Origin of the sequence: Roseovarius sp. 10 (assembly GCF_033100315.1) — a bacterium.
Lineage (GTDB): Bacteria > Pseudomonadota > Alphaproteobacteria > Rhodobacterales > Rhodobacteraceae > M30B80.
Genome location: NZ_JAWLVH010000003.1, coordinates 371270 through 389808 on the forward strand (window position 1 = coordinate 371270; position 18539 = coordinate 389808).

18 protein-coding genes are annotated in these 18539 nt (G+C 56.4%); 6 read left to right on the plus strand and 12 right to left on the minus strand.

The features are described from left to right. Positions 1-4 precede the first annotated feature (4 nt). The 4 genes from RYZ18_RS12240 to RYZ18_RS12255 form a co-directional block, all read right to left on the minus strand. Complete coding sequence (locus RYZ18_RS12240; protein WP_317657137.1) at positions 5-952, minus strand: AEC family transporter; 948 nt, start codon at positions 950-952, stop codon at positions 5-7. 40 nt (positions 953-992) lie between these two features. Then, a complete protein-coding gene (locus RYZ18_RS12245; protein WP_317657139.1) occupies positions 993-2267 on the minus strand; it encodes a folylpolyglutamate synthase/dihydrofolate synthase family protein in 1275 nt (424 codons plus the stop codon). A 2-nt stretch (positions 2268-2269) separates the two neighbouring features. Beyond that, positions 2270-3184, minus strand: a complete 915-nt coding sequence (gene accD / locus RYZ18_RS12250) for an acetyl-CoA carboxylase, carboxyltransferase subunit beta (protein ID WP_317657141.1) — start codon at positions 3182-3184, stop codon at positions 2270-2272. A gap of 61 nt (positions 3185-3245) precedes the next feature. After that, complete coding sequence (locus RYZ18_RS12255; protein ID WP_317657142.1) at positions 3246-4160, minus strand: CPBP family intramembrane glutamic endopeptidase; 915 nt, start codon at positions 4158-4160, stop codon at positions 3246-3248. Between the two features lie 156 nt (positions 4161-4316). Between RYZ18_RS12255 and ilvD the strand changes: the two genes are divergently transcribed. The 4 genes from ilvD (at position 4317) to RYZ18_RS12275 (ending at position 8142) form a co-directional block, all read left to right on the plus strand. Then, complete coding sequence (ilvD, locus tag RYZ18_RS12260) at positions 4317-6050, plus strand: dihydroxy-acid dehydratase (RefSeq protein WP_317657143.1); 1734 nt, start codon at positions 4317-4319, stop codon at positions 6048-6050. Then, positions 6031-6891: a hypothetical protein gene (locus RYZ18_RS12265; RefSeq protein WP_317657144.1), complete on the plus strand. Its 861-nt coding sequence runs from the start codon at positions 6031-6033 to the stop codon at positions 6889-6891. Before ilvD ends, RYZ18_RS12265 begins: the two co-directional genes overlap by 20 nt. Positions 6892-6978: 87 nt before the next feature. Continuing rightward, on the plus strand, positions 6979-7755 hold the full coding sequence (locus RYZ18_RS12270) for a DUF6478 family protein (RefSeq protein ID WP_317657145.1): 777 nt from the start codon (positions 6979-6981) through the stop codon (positions 7753-7755). A gap of 15 nt (positions 7756-7770) precedes the next feature. Beyond that, positions 7771-8142, plus strand: coding sequence for a hypothetical protein (locus RYZ18_RS12275; RefSeq protein ID WP_317657146.1), 372 nt, complete (start codon positions 7771-7773; stop codon positions 8140-8142). Here the strand turns inward: RYZ18_RS12275 and pheT are convergent. From pheT to pyk, 6 genes are all read right to left on the minus strand, one after another. Beyond that, positions 8139-10547, minus strand: a complete 2409-nt coding sequence (pheT, locus tag RYZ18_RS12280; RefSeq protein ID WP_317657147.1) for a phenylalanine--tRNA ligase subunit beta — start codon at positions 10545-10547, stop codon at positions 8139-8141. The genes RYZ18_RS12275 and pheT overlap by 4 nt on opposite strands. 240 nt (positions 10548-10787) lie before the next feature. Next, on the minus strand, positions 10788-11858 hold the full coding sequence (gene pheS / locus RYZ18_RS12285; RefSeq protein ID WP_317657148.1) for a phenylalanine--tRNA ligase subunit alpha: 1071 nt from the start codon (positions 11856-11858) through the stop codon (positions 10788-10790). Positions 11859-12013: 155 nt separating this feature from the next. After that, on the minus strand, positions 12014-12373 hold the full coding sequence (rplT, locus tag RYZ18_RS12290; RefSeq protein WP_317657149.1) for a 50S ribosomal protein L20: 360 nt from the start codon (positions 12371-12373) through the stop codon (positions 12014-12016). A gap of 12 nt (positions 12374-12385) precedes the next feature. Beyond that, positions 12386-12586, minus strand: coding sequence for a 50S ribosomal protein L35 (gene rpmI / locus RYZ18_RS12295; protein WP_317657150.1), 201 nt, complete (start codon positions 12584-12586; stop codon positions 12386-12388). Positions 12587-12698: 112 nt separating this feature from the next. Next, positions 12699-12917, minus strand: coding sequence for a hypothetical protein (locus RYZ18_RS12300; RefSeq protein ID WP_317657151.1), 219 nt, complete (start codon positions 12915-12917; stop codon positions 12699-12701). A gap of 15 nt (positions 12918-12932) precedes the next feature. Continuing rightward, entirely contained in the window at positions 12933-14381 is a 1449-nt protein-coding gene (gene pyk, locus RYZ18_RS12305) for a pyruvate kinase (protein ID WP_317657152.1), read from the minus strand. Between the two features lie 195 nt (positions 14382-14576). Here pyk and RYZ18_RS12310 point away from each other — a divergent pair, with 195 nt between their 5' ends. After that, complete coding sequence (locus tag RYZ18_RS12310; protein ID WP_317657153.1) at positions 14577-15347, plus strand: N-formylglutamate amidohydrolase; 771 nt, start codon at positions 14577-14579, stop codon at positions 15345-15347. Positions 15348-15370: 23 nt separating this feature from the next. Continuing rightward, positions 15371-15667: a DUF1244 domain-containing protein gene (locus RYZ18_RS12315; RefSeq protein WP_317657154.1), complete on the plus strand. Its 297-nt coding sequence runs from the start codon at positions 15371-15373 to the stop codon at positions 15665-15667. Here RYZ18_RS12315 and yaaA read toward each other — a convergent pair. Together yaaA and recQ are read right to left on the minus strand one after the other, a co-directional pair. Continuing rightward, positions 15664-16437 carry a peroxide stress protein YaaA gene (yaaA, locus tag RYZ18_RS12320; protein ID WP_317657155.1) on the minus strand — a complete coding sequence of 258 codons (774 nt, stop codon included), beginning with the start codon at positions 16435-16437 and terminating at the stop codon, positions 15664-15666. The two genes, RYZ18_RS12315 and yaaA, sit on opposite strands and share 4 nt — an antisense overlap. A 52-nt stretch (positions 16438-16489) precedes the next feature. Next, positions 16490-18532, minus strand: a complete 2043-nt coding sequence (recQ, locus tag RYZ18_RS12325; protein WP_317657156.1) for a DNA helicase RecQ — start codon at positions 18530-18532, stop codon at positions 16490-16492. Between the last annotated feature and the right edge of the window lie 7 nt (positions 18533-18539).

Here is an 18539-nt window from a genome sequence, read left to right on the forward strand (position 1 = left end):
GCGATCAAGGCAGGCTGAGGCCCGCCATTTGAGACAGCCATCCGATCACAAGTGACACGGTGAGGATGGAAATAGCGGTCGACATCAGAATCGAGGCAGACACCCGTTGCGGGGCCACGTTGTAATGCTGCGCCAGCATATAGATATTTCCTGCGACAGGCAGCGAGGAGGCCGCGATCATCACTGCCGCGGCATAGGGATCAACCTCGAAAATTATAAGCGCACCAATGGCGACTGCGGCAGGGTGTAAGATCAGCTTGGCGAAGGACAGCCAAAGCGCGACCGAAGCCCGCTCAGTTGATTTGCCTGCCAATGACGCCCCTATTGCGAAGAGCGCACATGGGGTCGCCGCCGCGCCCAATAGTGCCATGAATTCATCCACAGGTGCGGGAAGGCTTAGCCCCGCGGCCGAGACGGATAGCCCCGCGACCATAGACACAATCATCGGATTTTTAATCAACCCAATCGCGATTGAGCGGAAAATAGTCAGGCTCATGCGGCCATCGCGGCTTGCCGTGATGATGATCACGATCAAGCTTGAGAAAACGATCAAATCAGTGGCCAAGATCATCAAGACAGGGCCCGCCGCCGCAGGCCCCATCAAAACCACCAACATCGGCACGCCCAAGAAACCTGTATTTCCGATCACGGCACATTGTGCTTCAATTGCCGCTTCCGAAGCGGGCCGCTTGCGGATCAAGGCAACGACAGTCGCAAGCGCATAAATCGCGAAACATCCAAACAGATAGGCCCCGATGAAATTCCAATCGAAAATATCGCCAAGCGATAAGGTCGAGGCAAAGCGAAACAACATGGCCGATAGCGCGAAGTAAAACACGAATTTTGTCAGATAGGCGGTCGCGCTTTGCGTGAAAAACCCACGATATGCGGCGAGGAAGCCCACACCGATCAGCGCAAAAAATGGAAGTGTTTTGAGGAATATCGCGAGCATGCAACAGGGCTAGGCCAGAGTGCAGGCGCTGTCTAGTAGCCTAACCGTTTTCTTTTAGAATTTCGCCCGCCAAGTAAAGGGAACCACAGATCAAAACCCGCGCATTCGGGGTTGTGGCGCAGATGTCGCGCAAGGCGCTGATCACATCTGGTGCGGTTTGGGCCGCTATACCTGCACGGGTTGCGGCTGCCTTTGTGTCCTCGGCACTCAGTGTTGCGGCTTGGCCGTCAATTGAGACAGCGTGCAGCGATGATGCGAAGGGCGCAAGCGGGGCCATGAAGCCTGTCACGTCTTTTGTGTTCAGCATGCCGCAAATCAAATGCGTTTCACGTTGCGGCAAGCCTTTGAGCGTGGCGGCAATGGCAAGCGCGGCATGGGGGTTGTGGCCCCCATCAAGCCAAAGTTCAGCATCGGGTGCAGTGTCAAACAGCGGCCCGTGGCGCAGGCGCTGCATACGCGCGGGCCAAGTGACGTTGCGCATGGCACCCTCGCAGGCCGCCTCGTCCAAACCCAACACCCGCATTGCGGCAAGGGCCGTGCCTGCATTTTGGATTTGATGCGGGCCCGCAAGGGCAGGCAGAGGCAAGTCCAAAAGGCCTGTTTCATCTTGGAAAATCAATCGCCCTGCTTCGGTCGTAACATGCCAGTGTTGGCCATAGGCATAGATGGGCGCGCCAAGCCGCGCGGCGCGTGCCTCGATCACCTCCAGTGCGGCCTCTTGTTGTGGGGCAACAATTACGGGACACCCGCGCTTGATAATGCCTGCCTTTTCGCCTGCGATATCCTCGATTGTATCGCCAAGATATTGTTGATGGTCGAGATCAACGGGGGTGATCACGCTCACTGCAGGGCTGTCAATGACATTGGTTGCATCCAAACGTCCGCCCAAACCCACCTCTAACAGCGTGTAATCGGCAGGATTTCTGGCAAATGCCAAAAGCGCGGCGGCTGTGGTGATTTCGAAATAGGTAATTGCATCTGGGCCATTGGCCGCCAAACATTCATCAAGAATGTCTGATAGATGGTTTTCGTCAATCAGCGTTCCCGCCAACCGAATGCGTTCATGAAACCGTGCCAAATGCGGTGATGTATAGGCATGTGCGCTTTTCCCTGCCGCCTCAAGCCCCGCGCGAATATAGGCGAGGGTCGACCCTTTGCCATTGGTGCCCGCAATATGAATGACAGGCGGCAACGCCTGTTGCGGATCACCAAGGGCGGCCAAGATCCGCCACATTCTATCTAGCGTCAGGTCTATGATCTTTGGGTGAAGCGCCATCATGCGCTCCAATAAGAGATCCGAGCGGGGGGTGCTCACTTTTATTTTGCCTCCGCCGCGTTTGGCGCAGCCTCAGTTGGGGCGGGCAGATCCCCTTTGACTGGGGGTTCCATGCCCATCAGCATCCGAAGGATCGAAATCAACTCATCGCGCAACGCAGTGCGATGGGTCACGCGGTCAAGCATCCCGTGATCCAAAAGATATTCGGCGCGCTGGAACCCTTCGGGCAACTTTTCACGAATGGTTTGCTCAATCACCCGTGGCCCAGCAAAGCAGATCAACGCATTTGGTTCGGCAATCTGCACATCGCCGAGCATCGCATAAGAGGCGGTTACGCCCCCTGTGGTTGGATGGGTCAGAACCACGATATACGGCAGGTTCGCCTCTTTGAGCATATTTACCGCAACTGTGGTGCGGGGCATTTGCATCAGGCTGAGGATACCCTCTTGCATCCGCGCGCCACCTGCGGCGGAGAACAGGATCAGAGGGCGCTTTAATTTAATCGCGCGCTCGGCAGCAGCAATGATGGCATTGCCGACATACATCCCCATCGAGCCGCCCATGAAGCTGAAATCTTGCGCACAGGCCACGATGGGCGTGCGCCCCATTTCACCCTCGGCCACAAGCATCGCATCGGTTTCGCCCGTGGATTTCTGTGCCGCCTTCATGCGGTCGGGATAGCGTTTCTGATCGCGGAATTGCAGCGGGTCTGCAATTGGCTTTGGCACTTTGACCTCGGTGAAAATACCGCCATCGAACAAGGCATTGAACCGCTCTCGCGGGGTGATGACCATATGATGATCGCAATTTGTGCAGACATTCAGATTGTCGCTCAATTCACGGTGGAACAGCATGGTTCCGCATTCATCGCATTTCGTCCAAAGGTTCTCGGGCATATCGCGCTTCGAGAACATCGAATTGATCCTTGGGCGGACGTAGTTGGTGATCCAGTTCATTGGGTCTTTTCCATTGGCCGATCCTTACACTCGCAATAGGCAATGGCGCGGCAGATTGCAATCAGCGATGGGCATTTTCGCGCCATATCAGGACAAAACGGATGCCAAGCCAAATCACAATTGTAACAGCAATGTCGCGCAAGATAAGGGGAACCATCGCCTCGGCATCATTGGCCGCAATCGGTAAATGATACAGGGCAAGCCCCCCCAAAGCACCAGGCAGCGAAACAGCCAACATTGCCATCACATTATTCGCAAAGTGAAATCCCCACGCTGGCCCGATTGTGCCAAAGCGATGGGTCAAATCAGCAGCGCAAAGCCCGAAAACGCCTGTGGCCAACACAAGATACCACGCCGCGCCGCCATGTTCTTCTGGTGCAAAATGGGCAAGACCAAACAGAACGGACGGCAAAACCGCCCAGATGATTGGGGATTTGAACCGCGCGGCCAGTTGGCTTTGAATATAGCCGCGAAACAGAAGTTCTTCAGCCCCTGTCTGAATGGCAATCAGCCCAAGGGCGAGAGGCAGCAAAAGCAACCATTGATTGAGGCCCAGACTTCTCACAAGCGCAAAATCGGTAGGGATCAGCGCGCTGAGTGTCGCGAGGGCAGAAAACACCGCCACCGCGACCCAGAACTGTCGGTGCATTTGGCGCAATGGGCCAAACAGTGACCATGGGCTGCGATCATGCAGCAGCCATGCCACAAAAAACGGGCCAACCAGCATTGTCACGAAACTGCCCAGAAGGATCAGCGTCAGGCTCGGGCCAGATGTTTGCGGGTCAGCCGTCCATACGGCTTCGAATTTTGTGCCGATCAGATGCGACATTGCATAGAAATAGGCCAACAGCCCCAAGACATAGGTCAAAAGGCAGATGACCATGCCCACAATCACCCGCCACAAAGCAGGTTGCGCCCGCGCGGCCTCGACCATCAAATTGGGCTGATTTTGTGGTGCAAAAAATCCCCGAAGCATCAGCGCTTTAAATCCCCATTCCGCTTGAACCCATAAATGGCCCATCTATAGTCTGAAACTTAGGTTTCATGGGTCTTTTTCCAATCGCGCTTGTGCCGCAGGGGCCCAAAGTTTATGCCGAGTGTAACATTTCTATCGACCCCAAGGGAGGCTGCCATGTCGCAGAGCAAATTCGATAAGTCCAAACTGCCAAGCCGTCACGTGACGCAAGGGCCTGCGCGCGCACCGCATCGCTCGTATTACTATGCGATGGGCTTGACCGAGGACGAAATCGCGCAGCCTTTTGTGGGTGTCGCCACCTGCTGGAACGAAGCAGCGCCCTGTAACATTGCGCTCAGCCGTCAGGCGCAGGCGGTGAAATTGGGTGTAAAGCACGCCAATGGCACGCCGCGCGAATTTACCACCATCACTGTGACCGATGGGATCGCGATGGGGCATGAGGGAATGCGTTCCTCCTTGGCCTCGCGTGAAGCGATTGCGGATACTGTTGAATTGACCATGCGCGGGCATTGCTATGACGCGCTGGTGGGTTTGGCGGGCTGTGATAAATCCCTGCCCGGGATGATGATGGCCATGGTGCGCCTTAACGTGCCATCGGTGTTTATCTATGGCGGCTCCATTCTGCCGGGTCGGTTGGATGGCAAAGATGTAACCGTGCAAGACGTTTTTGAGGCGGTGGGTCAGCATCAGGCGGGCAATTACTCTGACGAACAGCTCGCTATTTTGGAACGTGTAGCCTGTCCTTCGGCAGGCGCCTGTGGCGGTCAGTTTACGGCAAACACCATGGCCTGTGTATCTGAGGCCATCGGTTTGGCCCTGCCCAATTCAGCAGGTGCGCCCGCGCCTTATGAGTCCCGCGACCAATATGGCGTGGCTTCGGGTGAAGCTGTGATGAAGCTTATCGAAAAGAACATTCGCGCCCGCGATATCGTGACCCGCAAAAGCCTTGAGAACGCGGCGCGCGTTGTGGCTTGCACCGGTGGCTCGACCAATGCAGGCCTCCATTTGCCTGCCATCGCCCATGAGGCGGGTATTGATTTCGATCTGTTTGATGTCTGCGAGATTTTCAAAGACACCCCATACTTTGTCGACCTCAAACCCGGTGGCCAATATGTGGCCAAAGATATGTATGAGGCGGGCGGCGTTCCTGTCGTTCTCAAAGAATTGCGGAAAGCAGGTCTGATCCATGAGGATTGCTTGACCGTAACAGGCCGCAGCATTGGTGAAGAGATCGACATCATCACCCGCGAAGCAGATGGTCGCGTGATCTATCCCATCGAGAAACCCCTATCGCCAACAGGCGGTGTGGTCGGTCTCAAAGGGAATCTTGCCCCAGATGGTGCCATCGTAAAGGTTGCGGGTATGGCAAAAGAGCAGCTTGTATTCACAGGCCCTGCCCGCGTGTTTGAATCAGAAGAAGATGCTTTCGTGGCTGTTCAAACCCGTGATTACAAAGAGGGCGAAGTGATCGTCATCCGCAATGAAGGCCCATCTGGCGGGCCAGGTATGCGTGAGATGTTGGCAACCACGGCGGCCCTGTCTGGTCAGGGCATGGGTAAGAAAGTGGCGCTTATCACCGATGGCCGCTTCTCGGGTGCGACCCGTGGTTTCTGTGTCGGTCACGTTGGGCCAGAGGCCGCCCATGGTGGGCCAATCGGTCTCTTGAAAAACGGGGATATGATCACGATTGACGCGATCAATGGGAAGATCAGCGTTGATCTGTCTGACGCCGAATTGGAAGCCCGCCGCGCCGATTGGCAAGGCGCAAAGCCAACAATCTACGCCACTGGCGCGCTTTGGAAATATGCGCAACAGGTGGGTTCAGCGCGCTATGGGGCGGTCACGCATCCAGGCGGCAAAGAGGAGAAGCATGTCTATATGGACATCTAAATCCGTTCAGGCCTGCACCCTCTTGGGTGCGGGCCTTTTTCTTTTCGGCTGCTCGGGCGGTGGGGCGCCTTATGCGGGGCCCCTTCCAGATGTGGATACAGAAATTGCCGTAACCAGTGACCGCTTGGTGGTCACTGGGCCTGATGGGTTTTGCATAGATCCTGCGGCGACCCAAGATCGCGGCATAAGCGCCTTTGTGCTTTTGGGAAATTGCGCGGCTATTGGAAATTCACCGCGCCTGCCACAGCCAGAACATCCTTCAATCCTGACGGCCGCCATTTCCGAGGCAGGGCCAGAGGGCAGTTTGCGCAGCAATATCCCTGCAATGGCTGCATTTTTCACCTCCGAGCAAGGGCGTGGCTTGTTAAGCCGCGACCAAGATCCGAATTCGGTTGAAATTCTGGATATGTTTCACCAAGGCGATGTGTTCTTCTTGAATGCGCGCGACAGTTCGGCCAGCAGCATTCGGGGTGTGAAAGAAGATTACTGGCGCGTCTATATGGATGTGGGCAATCGCATCGCCACGCTCAGTGTTCTTGCGCTTGAAGACAGTAACCTCACCGAGGCGCAAAGCCTTGAGACGTTGCGCGCCTTTGCTGGTCAAATCGCTACGGTCAATAATCAAACAGGTTTACAGCCCGCGATTTTGGCCGAGGCGGAACCAACCCCCTTGCCCGATGGCCCGTATGATAGTGATCAAGCCACCGCGCAAAGCGGCGATGGTTCAGGAAGCAGTGCGCCAACCCGCCCAACCACCCGCACCGTGTCACCCGCACGGGCCGCGCGCACCGTTGTGCGCACACTTGATACGGTTGGATTGCTGCGTAGGCTTTTCAATTAGAGAAAATCCCCTTATCTCTATCTTTGCTAAACTGGAAAAAGGCCCCCCTCTGACTGGGAGGGGCGGGCCAAGCTTGAGGGCAATGGGATGGGGTTCTGGCGCAGGCCGTCATTTTCGCAGGCCAGATGGATAAAATTCAACGCTGATATCGCGGCTTTGAAAGCGCGGCTTGGCAAACTGTCCCTATCGGATTTGCAAAAGCGCCGCGCCGAGGCCATCGCCTATGCAAGTGATCTGATGGCGTTGGCGCGATTGGCTGATCAGGATTTACGCCGCCGCGCCATTGGAAAAGACCGCCAAGAGGGTTTGCCTGAAATTGCGCATTGGGGGTATCGCCCTGATGCCTTGTTTCAACCGATTGAACCCGCGACCACAGTTGCGGTGCAAAGCCCCTTTGATCTTAAAGGGGGGCTCAAGATTTTTCATGATTGCACGCAATCAGAGATTATTTTGCGCCAAACCCCGCGCAATGATCCTCACGCAAGCGCCCCTTTTGCCATTTCCTTAGAAGTTTTTCGGTTTGATGGATCGTTTTTATCCATGGCGCTTGATGTGCCCCGTGCGCGGGCGACAAGCGTTAAGCTGTCGGATATTCTTCAAGTTTCGCTCGACATCAGCATGGATTTCCCGATTGACCTTTATGCGCGGGTCAATGTGATCCATGGCCCGAATTCCGAGCAATTGGTGCGCAAAATGGAATGGCACAACGGCAGGCTCAGTGCCGAATTCGACATGGCCTATTCCAAAGTAAACGACAAACGGATCGAAAAAATCTGGATTGATCTGATTTTCGAGCGCCCCAGCATGAACTTATTGCAGATGGGCGATTTTCTCGTGGTGTGCATGCCGCGCGCCGAACTTTGAGTAAGGGATCAAAGCATGACGGAACTGACGCTTGCGCGGTTGAGCCTGAAAGATGGGGTTTATGAGGCCACAGTTGCCCATATGACCGAGGATGCATTGCGCTTTGAGGCTGTTGTGAACGGGCAGGTCGTTGCCACCGGAACGGCCACGCGTGGCACGGGTCGCGCCTGTGTTCTGCGCCTTGAACTGCCAGCACGTCTGATTGGGGCGCAGGTGCAAATTGTCGACATCCGCCATGAGACAGGGGCGGTATTGGATCGGTTTTCTGTCGTCTGTGATCCGCAGATTGCGGGGGATCTGCGCGCTGAGTTGGACATGCTGCGCGCAGAATTTGATTTGCTAAAATCCGCCTTTCGCCGCCATTGCAGCGAAACGGGCGCAGATTAACCGCGCAAGGTTGCCCCCGTTGCCTTACCCACTTTTTCAATGATTTTGGCGGCAGTGGCTTCGATTTCGTCTTCGGTCAATGTTTTGTCGCGCGGTTGCATCCGAACGGTTAGCGCGATTGATTTGCGCCCTTCCCCAAGTGAGCCGCCGATGAATTCGTCAAAGACGCTAACATCGGTGATCAAAGCCTTATCTGCACCAAGGGCCGCATTGACCAGATCAAGGGCAGCGGTGGTGACATCGGTGACAAAGGCGAAATCGCGCTCTACGGGTTGCAGATCGCTGATTTCCAAAGCGCCACGGCTGGCCGAGGTATTTTTGGGCAATGGAATTTCAGCTGGGTAAAGAACAAACCCCATCGCAGGACCTTTCACATCCATCTCGCGCAAGATTTTGGGGTGAATTTCACCAAAAACGCCCAAGATTTTCTTGGGGCCAAGGCACAGAACCCCATGCCGCCCAGGATGCCACCATGGATCATCGCTGCGCATGATTTGCATCCGCGCAGGCGCACCCATGGCGGAAAGGGCGGCTTCAGCATCAGCTTTGGCATCAAATACATCCACAGCGCGGCGTGCCCCATGCGGGTCACGCGGGCCAGTTTGCCCAATTAAAAGACCAGCGGCCTGCGTATGCTGTTCTTCTGGCTCGCCGCCATGGAACGCGGCCCCCAGTTCAAACAAGGCCAAATCTGTCATGCCGCGCGCCTGATTGCGGGCTGCTGCCTGCAAAAGGCCAGGCAAAAGCGCGGGACGCATATGGCTCATTTCCGAAGAAATCGGATTTTCCAAACGCACCGCATCCGTGCCACCCCCAAAGAGCGCCGCAGATTTTTGATCAATAAAGCTATAGGTGACACATTCATTATACCCCAAAGCGGCGAGGGTGCGCCGCCCTGTGGCTTCACGTTTTTGCATTGGGGTCAGGACAGCGCGCGTCACGCCTGTGCTAAGGCGTGGCAAGGGCTTTGGCGCCAGTTTGGTGAGCGAGGCGACACGCGCCACTTCTTCCACCAAATCCGCCTCACCTTGAACATCGCGCCGCCACGAGGGCACCCAAACCTCAAGCGTCTCGCCACTGCCGCTGGCTGAAAAACCAAGCGCAGTCAGGATGCGCACCTGTTCCTCGCGCGGGATGTCCATACCGACAAGGCTGATCACGCGCGCAGGGTTCAAGCTGTAGCTGCGCGCCATTTTAAGCGCCGCGCCCGCCTCAACCACATCCGAGGCTTCGCCCCCGCACAGATCAAGGATCATCTGCGTTGCCGCCTCAAGCCCGTCACGGGTGAATTCAGGGTCAACCCCGCGCTCAAAGCGATACCGCGCATCCGAATGGATTTTTAGATCACGCCCTGTATAGGCGATTTGAACAGGATCCCACCAAGCCGATTCAAGAAACACATTCACGGTCTCATCCGTGCATCCCGTTTCTTCACCGCCCATGATGCCCGCGATGCTTTCGGGGCCATTGTCATCGGAAATCACCATATGGCCCGCGCCGAAGCGGTAGGTTTTCTCGTCCAAGGCCAATAATTCTTCGCCGCCTTTGGCGCGGTGAACGCGCAAGCCGCCTTTGACCTTATCGGCATCAAAAACGTGCAAGGGTCGGTTTTGGTCATAGGTGAAGAAATTGGTGATATCGACCAAGGCGGAAATGGGGCGCAGGCCGATGGCTTTGAGCTGCGCTTGCAACCACGCGGGCGATGGCCCGTTCTTTACGCCACGGATCACGCGGCCTGTGAAATGCGGCGCGCCATCAAGCGTATCGGTGTCAATCGTCACCGAGATCGGGCAGGGGTAACTGCCTTTGACAGGGGCGACCTCATAGGGTTTCAACGTGCCAAGCCCGCGTGCGGCCAAATCCCGCGCCACGCCACGCACGCCAAGCGCATCTTGGCGGTTCGGGGTGATGGCAATTTCAATCACAGGGTCAATTTTTTCTGGATCATGCTCTGCCAACCAATCGGCAAAGCTTTGACCCACCTCGCCCGAAGGCAATTCGATGATGCCGTTATGTTCGTCCGAAAGCTCCAATTCCCGCTCGGAACACATCATACCGTGGCTTTCGACCCCGCGGATTTTGCCGACCGAAAGGGTCACATCAATGCCAGGGACATAGTCACCTGGGCGCGCGACAACCACAGTGATGCCCGCACGCGCATTTGGCGCACCGCAGACAATTTGCTTGTCCCCCTCATCGGTGGCCACAGTGCAGACGCGCAGACGATCCGCATCGGGGTGTTGTTCGGCATGGGTGACGCGGCCCAGACGAAACCCTGCCAATTTCGCGGCGGGGTTTTCGACCCCCTCCACCTCAAGCCCAAGATCGGTCAGCGCATCGGCGATGTCCTCAACCGAAGCGGTGGTGTCGAGATGGGTTTTCAGCCAAGACAGCGTGAATTTCATGGCGTGGGCCTCCGTTTAAGCGGTCGGATGTCGATTAAACCACGGCGCGCGTGATTGGAAGGGTGGAATGAGGGCGCGCGCTTGCCCGCGGGGTGGCGCTGATCCAGCACTTTATCGTTTCAAGATCGGACGACCCCCGAGCGCGCGAAGGTGGTGCCATAGCGCCAGCCCGATGGGGCGGGCAGGCGCTCGCCCGGCGCCCTCGGCGTTATTCGGGCGAGGTGTTGGGGTTGATCCCCCTCACCCCCGATGCAAATTCGGCATATCCAAGCTTGCAAAGCCGTAATGGCGCAGCCAGCGCAGGTCTGAATCGAAAAACGCGCGCAGATCCGGGATGCCGTATTTCAGCATCGCCAAGCGGTCGATCCCGATGCCGAAGGCAAAGCCTTGCCATTCATTGGGGTCAATCCCGCCTGCTTGCAGCACCTTTGGATGCACCATGCCTGACCCCAACACCTCAAGCCAGTCATTGCCCTCGCCCACTTTCACCGTGCCGCCTTCCCATGAGCATTGGATGTCTACCTCGGCGGAAGGTTCGGTGAAGGGGAAATGCGAGGCGCGGAAGCGGGTTTTGACCGATGTGCCGAAAAAGGCCGAGAAGAACTCCTCCAAAACCCATTTCAGATTGGCCATGGAGATATCTTTATCAATCGCCAAGCCCTCGACCTGATGGAACATCGGTGTATGGGTCTGGTCGTAATCGGCGCGATAGACGCGACCGGGTGCAATGATGCGGCAAGGCGCGCCATTGGCCTCCATATAACGGATTTGCACGGGGCTTGTATGCGTGCGCAGCACATGGGGCGGGCGGTCATCCCCTTCGGCGCGGTGGGTGTAGAATGTGTCCATTTCCGCGCGGGCAGGGTGATGGCCTGGAATATTTAGCGCATCGAAATTGTAGAAATCGGTTTCAATCTGCGGGCCTTCTGCCACGGCAAAACCCATATCCGCGAAAATCGCGGTGACTTCTTCGGTGACTTGGCTCACGGGGTGGATGCTGCCCTGACGGCGATGGCGGGCGGGCAGGGTCACATCTAGCCATTCTGCCTTCAGCCGTTCATCTAGTGCGGCATCGCCAAGCGCGGCTTTCTTCGCCACAAGCGCGCTGTTGACCTCATCCTTCAGCGCGTTCAGCGCGGGGCCTGCCACCTGACGCTCTTCGGCGCTCATCTGCCCTAGTTCGCGCATCTTCAGGCTGATCTCACCTTTTTTGCCAAGGGCAGCCACACGCAACTCTTCAAGTGAGGCTTCGTCCGAAGCCTGAGCAATGCGATCAAGCCAAAGGTGGCGCAGGTCATCAAATGCGGTCATGGGTTTGTCTCCGTAGAATTGCCGCTTGAGCTATCACAAGAACCCTCAAATGCAAGGCCTGCAACAGGGGCAACGGCTTTTGGCTGCGTGTTCAGCAAAGAAAAACCCCCGCCAAATCGTTGGCAGGGGTTTCACTTACCAAATTTTGGCGCAAATCAGAGCGCGGCTTTCGCCTGTGCAACAATCGCCCCAAACGCTTCTGGCTCATGCACAGCGAGATCAGCCAGAACCTTGCGGTCGACTTCGATCCCTGCTTTTGCAAGACCATTGATAAAGCGCGAATAGCTCAGATCGGCGTCAAAGCTGCGCACGGCAGCGTTGATGCGCTGAATCCACAAAGCGCGGAATTGACGCTTACGCGCCTTGCGGTCGCGGGTTGCGTATTGGTTGGCTTTATCGACCGCCTGCGTTGCAGTGCGGAAGTTGCGCGAACGCGCGCCATAATAACCTTTTGCCGCGTCAAGAACCTTCTTGTGACGGCGATGGGTGACGGTACCACCTTTTGTGCGGGACATCTCAGCGCCTCCTTAACGAGCGTATGGCATGTAGGTTTTGACGATCTTCGCGTCAGGGGCCGACAATGTTGTCGTGCCGCGCGCGTCGCGGATGAACTTGGTTGTCCGCTTGATCATGCCGTGGCGCTTGCCAGCTTGGCCAGCTTTGACCTTGCCACTCGCCGTCATTTTGAAGCGCTTTTTGGCGCTCGACTTCGTCTTCATCTTGGGCATTTTCGTCTCCTTCTTAGGCAACGTTCAAGCGCGATTCGGCATGCCACTTTTGGCCGATCGCACCGTTGGAGAGCGCCGCTTACCCCCAAAACGGTGAAAGCGCAACCCCTCTTCAGCGGAGTATAAGTGCCGCCACCTCAACAAAACTTGCTGCAAATGGCGCCCATCCGATGGGAAGACCGCCGAGGGTATAAACCGCAATCAGCATCGCCAGCCCTGCCCCCAAAACGCCCGCCGCGGTGACGTTTCGTTTGCGATTTGCCCAAGCTGAGATCACCGCAACCGCGCCAAGCCCTGCGCAGAGTGTCCCTGTCACCAAAAATAGGTTCACGAGGGGCATTCACAGTTACTCAGGATCAGCAGAATAAATCAGCCGTTCATCACAAGGGGCGACCCGCAGAATATTTGTTGTGCCTTGCACGTTAAACGGCACGCCTGCGGTCACCACAATCTGATCCGTAGCCTCGGCGAAGCCGCCTTCGCGCGCGGCGCGCGCGGCGCTGATGACGGCGCCTTTGAAGCGCTCGACCTTTTCGGTCAGCACGCAGGTTGTTCCCCATGTCAAACACATCCGCCGCGCCACCCGTAAGACGGGCGTCAGGCCAATCACGGGCACGCAAGGCCGCTCGCGCGCCACAAGGGCGGCGGTGGTGCCCGATTGGGTGAAGCAGCAAATCGCTTTGATGTTGGTTGTTTCGGCGATTTCCCGCGCGGCCACCACGATTGCATCCGCAACACTGGCGCGGTTCACACGGCGGGACGCGTCAATAACTTCGCGATAGGTTTGATCACTTTCCACTTCGCGCGCGACTGCGTCCATCGTGCGAACGGCCTCAATTGGATATTGGCCCGCCGCTGACTCAGCGCTGAGCATGACAGCATCCGCACCCTCATATATCGCAGTTGCCACATCCGAGACTTCGGCGCGGGTTGGCACGGGGCTTTCGATCATGGATTCAAGCATCTGGGTTGCCACAATCACGGGCTTGGCCGCAGAACGGCATTTGCGCACCAGACGTTTTTGGATGGGCGGCACGTTTTGCACTGGCAATTCTACGCCCAAATCACCGCGGGCCACCATGATGCCATCTGAAGCGGCAAGGATTTCATCAAACGCCTTCACGGCCGCGGGCTTTTCAATTTTCGACAAGATCGCGGCACGGCCCTTCGCCAATCCACGGGCCTCTTCAACGTCAGCGGCACGCTGCACAAAGGACAGCGCCAACCAATCCACCCCCAATTCGCAAGCGAATTCCAGATCACTGCGGTCTTTTGCCGAAAGCGCCGCCAAAGGCAGCACCACATCAGGCACATTCACGCCCTTGCGGTTCGAAATTGTGCCCGCATTGAGCGCGACACAATCGGCAAAATCCTTGCCGCATTTGGTGACACGCAGTTTAAGCTTGCCATCATTCACCAAAAGATGCGCGCCAACTTCCAAGGCTTCAAAAATTTCTGGATGGGGCAGACAAACGCGGGTCGCGTCACCCGGTGTTTTGTCGAGGTCAAAACGGAAGGCTGCCCCCTCTTCGAGATCTTGCGCGGCATCGCCCTCAAACACGCCGCAGCGTAGTTTTGGCCCTTGCAAATCGGCCAAGATTGCAATGGGGCGGCCGGTTTTTTCTTCGATACGGCGAATGATTGCATGGCGGGCGGCGATGTCGTCCTGCGTGCCATGACTCATATTAAGGCGGAACACATCCGCGCCTGCTTCGAACAGCGCCTCAATTGTCGCTTCGTCACTGGAGGCAGGCCCCAATGTGGCAACAATTTTCACATTCCGCATCCGTTTCATCCGATCTTCCCCTCTGGCCGCTCTCTTGGTCTGGTTCTGCTTTGCGCGAATGTTAGCGCTCACATCTTGCGCCTCTTATAGACGAAGCGCGCATAAGAGCAATCTATCTTCAATTCGAATTGATGACCTAGCCCTTTGTCACTTCGATTGATATTCAACCCCAATCTGACAAACAAGTGTGAGCATTCCGTGACGATGGCTAAGTCAAACCTGCAAATATCGGATCCTGATTTTGTGCCCGTCACAGTCGAGGGGGAAATGCGTCCCTCTCGTTGGGTAATTTCGGTGGATCATGCGTCCAATACGGTGCCGCCTTGTGTCAACGGCGGTGATCTTCAAATCGCGCCCGAAGATATGGCGCGCCATATCGCCTATGATGTCGGTGCTTTGGGTGTCGCGCGCCATTTGGGTGTGCTGATGGATGCGCCCGTTGTCGCCTCGACTTTTTCACGTTTGGTGATTGATCCCAATCGGGGCGAGGATGATCCGACCTTGGTGATGAAACTGTATGATGGAACCATCATTCCGACCAATCGCCATGTGGACGAGGTTGAAGTTGAGCGCCGCTTGGCGAAGTTCCACCGCCCCTATCACAACGCTTTGGCCCAAGTGATTGCTGCACGGCCCAATCCTGTGCTTTTGGCGGTGCATTCCTTCACCCCGCAATTCCGCGGTCGCGCCCTGCGCCCGTGGCAGGTTGGGGTGCTCTATGCGCAAGACACGCGCTTAGCTGCGCCACTGCTTGATCTCTTGCGTGGCGAAGCGGATCTTTGTGTGGGTGATAACCAACCCTATTCAGGGGCCTTGGGTGGGGATGCAATGGATCGCCATGGCCTACAGACAGGGCGACCCCATGTGTTGATTGAATTGCGCAATGATTTGATTGAACGCCCTGAGGATCAAAAAGCATGGGCCGTGCGATTGGCCCCTTTGCTTGACCAAGCCCTTCGGAATGCCCAAGTTTAGTGTAAGATAAAGGAGAGGGCAGAATGGATCAGCAGACCCGCACCGAACTTGAAGCCGCCGCATTTCGCCGCCTGTTGGCGCATCTTGATAGCCGCAAAGATGTTCAGAATATTGATATGATGAACCTGACAGGGTTCTGCCGCAATTGCCTCTCGCGGTGGTATCAAGAAGCGGCTGAGGAACAGGGTCTTTCCATCGACAAAGAAACGGCCCGCGAAGCAATTTACGGAATGCCCTATGACGATTGGAAAGCGCAGTATCAATCCGATGCGAGCGCTGCGCAATTGGCGGATTTCGAAAAGAACAAACCCGCGGATTAAGCCGCCTTTGCAGCGGCCTCATCCCGCAGGAAAGTCGGCTTTTCTGCTGTGCTGAGCTCTGGCGCGAATTTATAGCCGCCAAGATCAAAATCCTTGAGGCCTTCAGGGTCGGTGATGCGGTTTTCAACGATAAACCGCGCCATTGCACCGCGTGCCTTTTTCGCGAAAAAACTCACGATTTTTGGCCCTGCGGGTTTGTCCTCCATGAAAACGGGGGTGATGACCTTCAGGGCGAGGCTGCTTTCATCCACCGCGCCGAAATATTCGACCGAGGCGCAGTTAACCAAATACGCGCTACCAGTGGCTTGTGCCTGCTCGTTAAGGGCTTGTGCCAAACGATCGCCCCAATAGGCATAGAGGTTGGCCCCTTTGGCGTTTTTCATGCGGCTGCCCATCTCAAGGCGATAGGGCGCAATGGCGTCCAGCGGGCGCAGAACACCATAAAGCCCCGATAAAATTCGCAAATGGTCTTGGGCATAGCGCAAACCATCGTCAGAGAGGCTTTGCGCCTCTAGTCCCGTATAAGTGTCCCCTGCAAAAGCATAGATTGCGGGGCGCAGATCGGTTTCGGCCTCAAAATTCTGGAACCTCTCATGGTTCAGCTTTGCCAAATCGTCAGAGATGGACATCAGCTTTTTCAGATCAGCGGGTTTCAGTTTCTTAGCCACGGCCGCCAATTCGCGCGCGTTCGCGGCAAAGGCAGGTGTGGTTGTGGCTGCCTCTTGCGCAGCCCAATCAAGACGCTTTGCGGGGGAAATGACGACCAGCATATCAAACCTCCTGAACCAGAACTTGACCCTAACTTAGGGTTAGGCGCGGTGATTATCCACCCGTGCGCAAAATTTCGAGAAAAGCGTCACCAAATCGTGCGATACGCTTTTCATCCAGAATTCGCGACAGGCTCTGCGTATCTCGAGGACGCATTTGCGCAATTTTCGCGATTTGCGCAGCGGTGCAACTTAAGGGTTTTTCGGTGTTATCTGCCCCGTAATAGAGCCCCGCCTGACATTCGAGCAATTGATCATAGAGATCAGCCCCTGCCTGCCCCGCCAATTTGCGGCGTGCAGGATGCAGTTTGGCGCTGCTTTCCCCTGTAATGATGGCCAGAAAATCTGCGCCATAGCGTTCCAGTTTAACCGCGCCTACGCCTGAGATGCGTGCCATAGCGTCAAGGTCTTGGGGCCGCGTTTGCGCCATTTCGATCAGGGTTTTGTCGGTGAAAATGACATAGGGTGGCACGCCGCCCGCCTCGGCCAATGCACGGCGCTTGGCCTTGAGGGCAGATAATAGGGGCGCATCATCCTCGGAAACGAGTGTTTTGACCTGCGGTTGGCGCGTTGTTTTTTGCACCGTATCGCGGCGCAGTGTGATGCCCTGTTCCCCGCGCAATATCGGTCGCGCGGCCTCAGTCATCCGCAAGGCCCCCATCCGTGTTGGGTCGGGCCGCACCAAATCATGGCCCATCATTTGCCGAAAAACGGCTGACCATCCGCGCGTATCAAATTCGCGCCCGACCCCAAATGTGGGCAAACTGTCATGGCCGCGCTCACGCACTTTTTCGGTGGGATTGCCGACCAAAATATCGGTTAGGTGGCCAACACCGAAACTTTCGCCTGTGCGCAAAATGGCCGATAGCGCCTTTTGAACGGCCTCGCCCCCTTCGAATAACGCGGGCGGGGTTTGGCACAGATCGCAATTCTGGCAAGGCGCGCTATCTTCCCCGAAATAACGCAGCAAGACCTGCCTGCGGCAAGAAATTGCCTCGGCCAAACCCAAAAGCGCGTTCAGCCGTGCGTGATCTGCCGCTTTGCGGTCTGGCGGGGCTAGCCCCTCGTCAATTTGGGTGCGGCGAAATCGGATATCTTCGGGGCCATAGAGTGTGAGCGTGTCCGCCGGTGCGCCATCACGACCTGCGCGCCCGATTTCTTGGTAATAGCCTTCAATGGATTTGGGCAGATCGGCATGGGCCACCCAACGGATATCAGGTTTATCGACCCCCATTCCAAAGGCGATAGTGGCAACCACAACCAAACCATCCTCATTGGCAAAGCGGCTTTCAACGATGCGCCGATCTTCGGCCTCCATCCCGCCATGATAATAGCAGGCATTGTGCCCCGCCTCGCGCATGGCTTGTGCCAAGGTTTCTGTCTTTGCGCGAGTGCCACAATAGACAATGCCTGACTGTCCTTTGCGCGCTGCTGCAAAAGATAAGATTTGTTGGCGTGGTTGATTTTTCACCTCGAAGGCAAGGCTCAGATTTGGCCTGTCAAAGCCGCGTAAAAAAGTTTGTGGGGCTTGGCCATCAAAGAGCCGCGTGACAATCTCGGCACGGGTTTCGGCATCCGCTGTCGCGGTAAAGGCCGCAAGCGGCACATCAAGGCTGCGCCTGAGCGCGCCAATTTTCAGATAATCAGGCCGAAAGTCATGGCCCCACTGGCTGACACAATGGGCCTCATCCACGGCAATCAAGCTGACATTCGATTTTGCCAATACCCGCTCCATCCCGCCCGAGGCCAAGCGTTCTGGCGCGATATAGAGAAGTTTCAATTCGCCTTTGGACAGACTGTCCCAGACCGCATCGGTTTCTTCGGCCGTATTGCCTGAGGTGAGCGCGCCTGCATTGATCCCTGCTTCGCGCAAGCCCCGCACTTGGTCTCGCATCAATGCAATCAGGGGCGAAATGACCAAAGTGACGCCATCACGCATCAAGGCTGGCAGCTGAAAGCAAAGGGATTTCCCCCCACCTGTCGGCATAATGGCGAGGACGTTTTCACCTTTGGCCACGGCCTCCACAATCTCCGCCTGTCCAGGGCGGAAACTTTGGAAGCCGAATACACGGGATAAAAGGGCCTCTGCGCTGCTCATGCCTGAT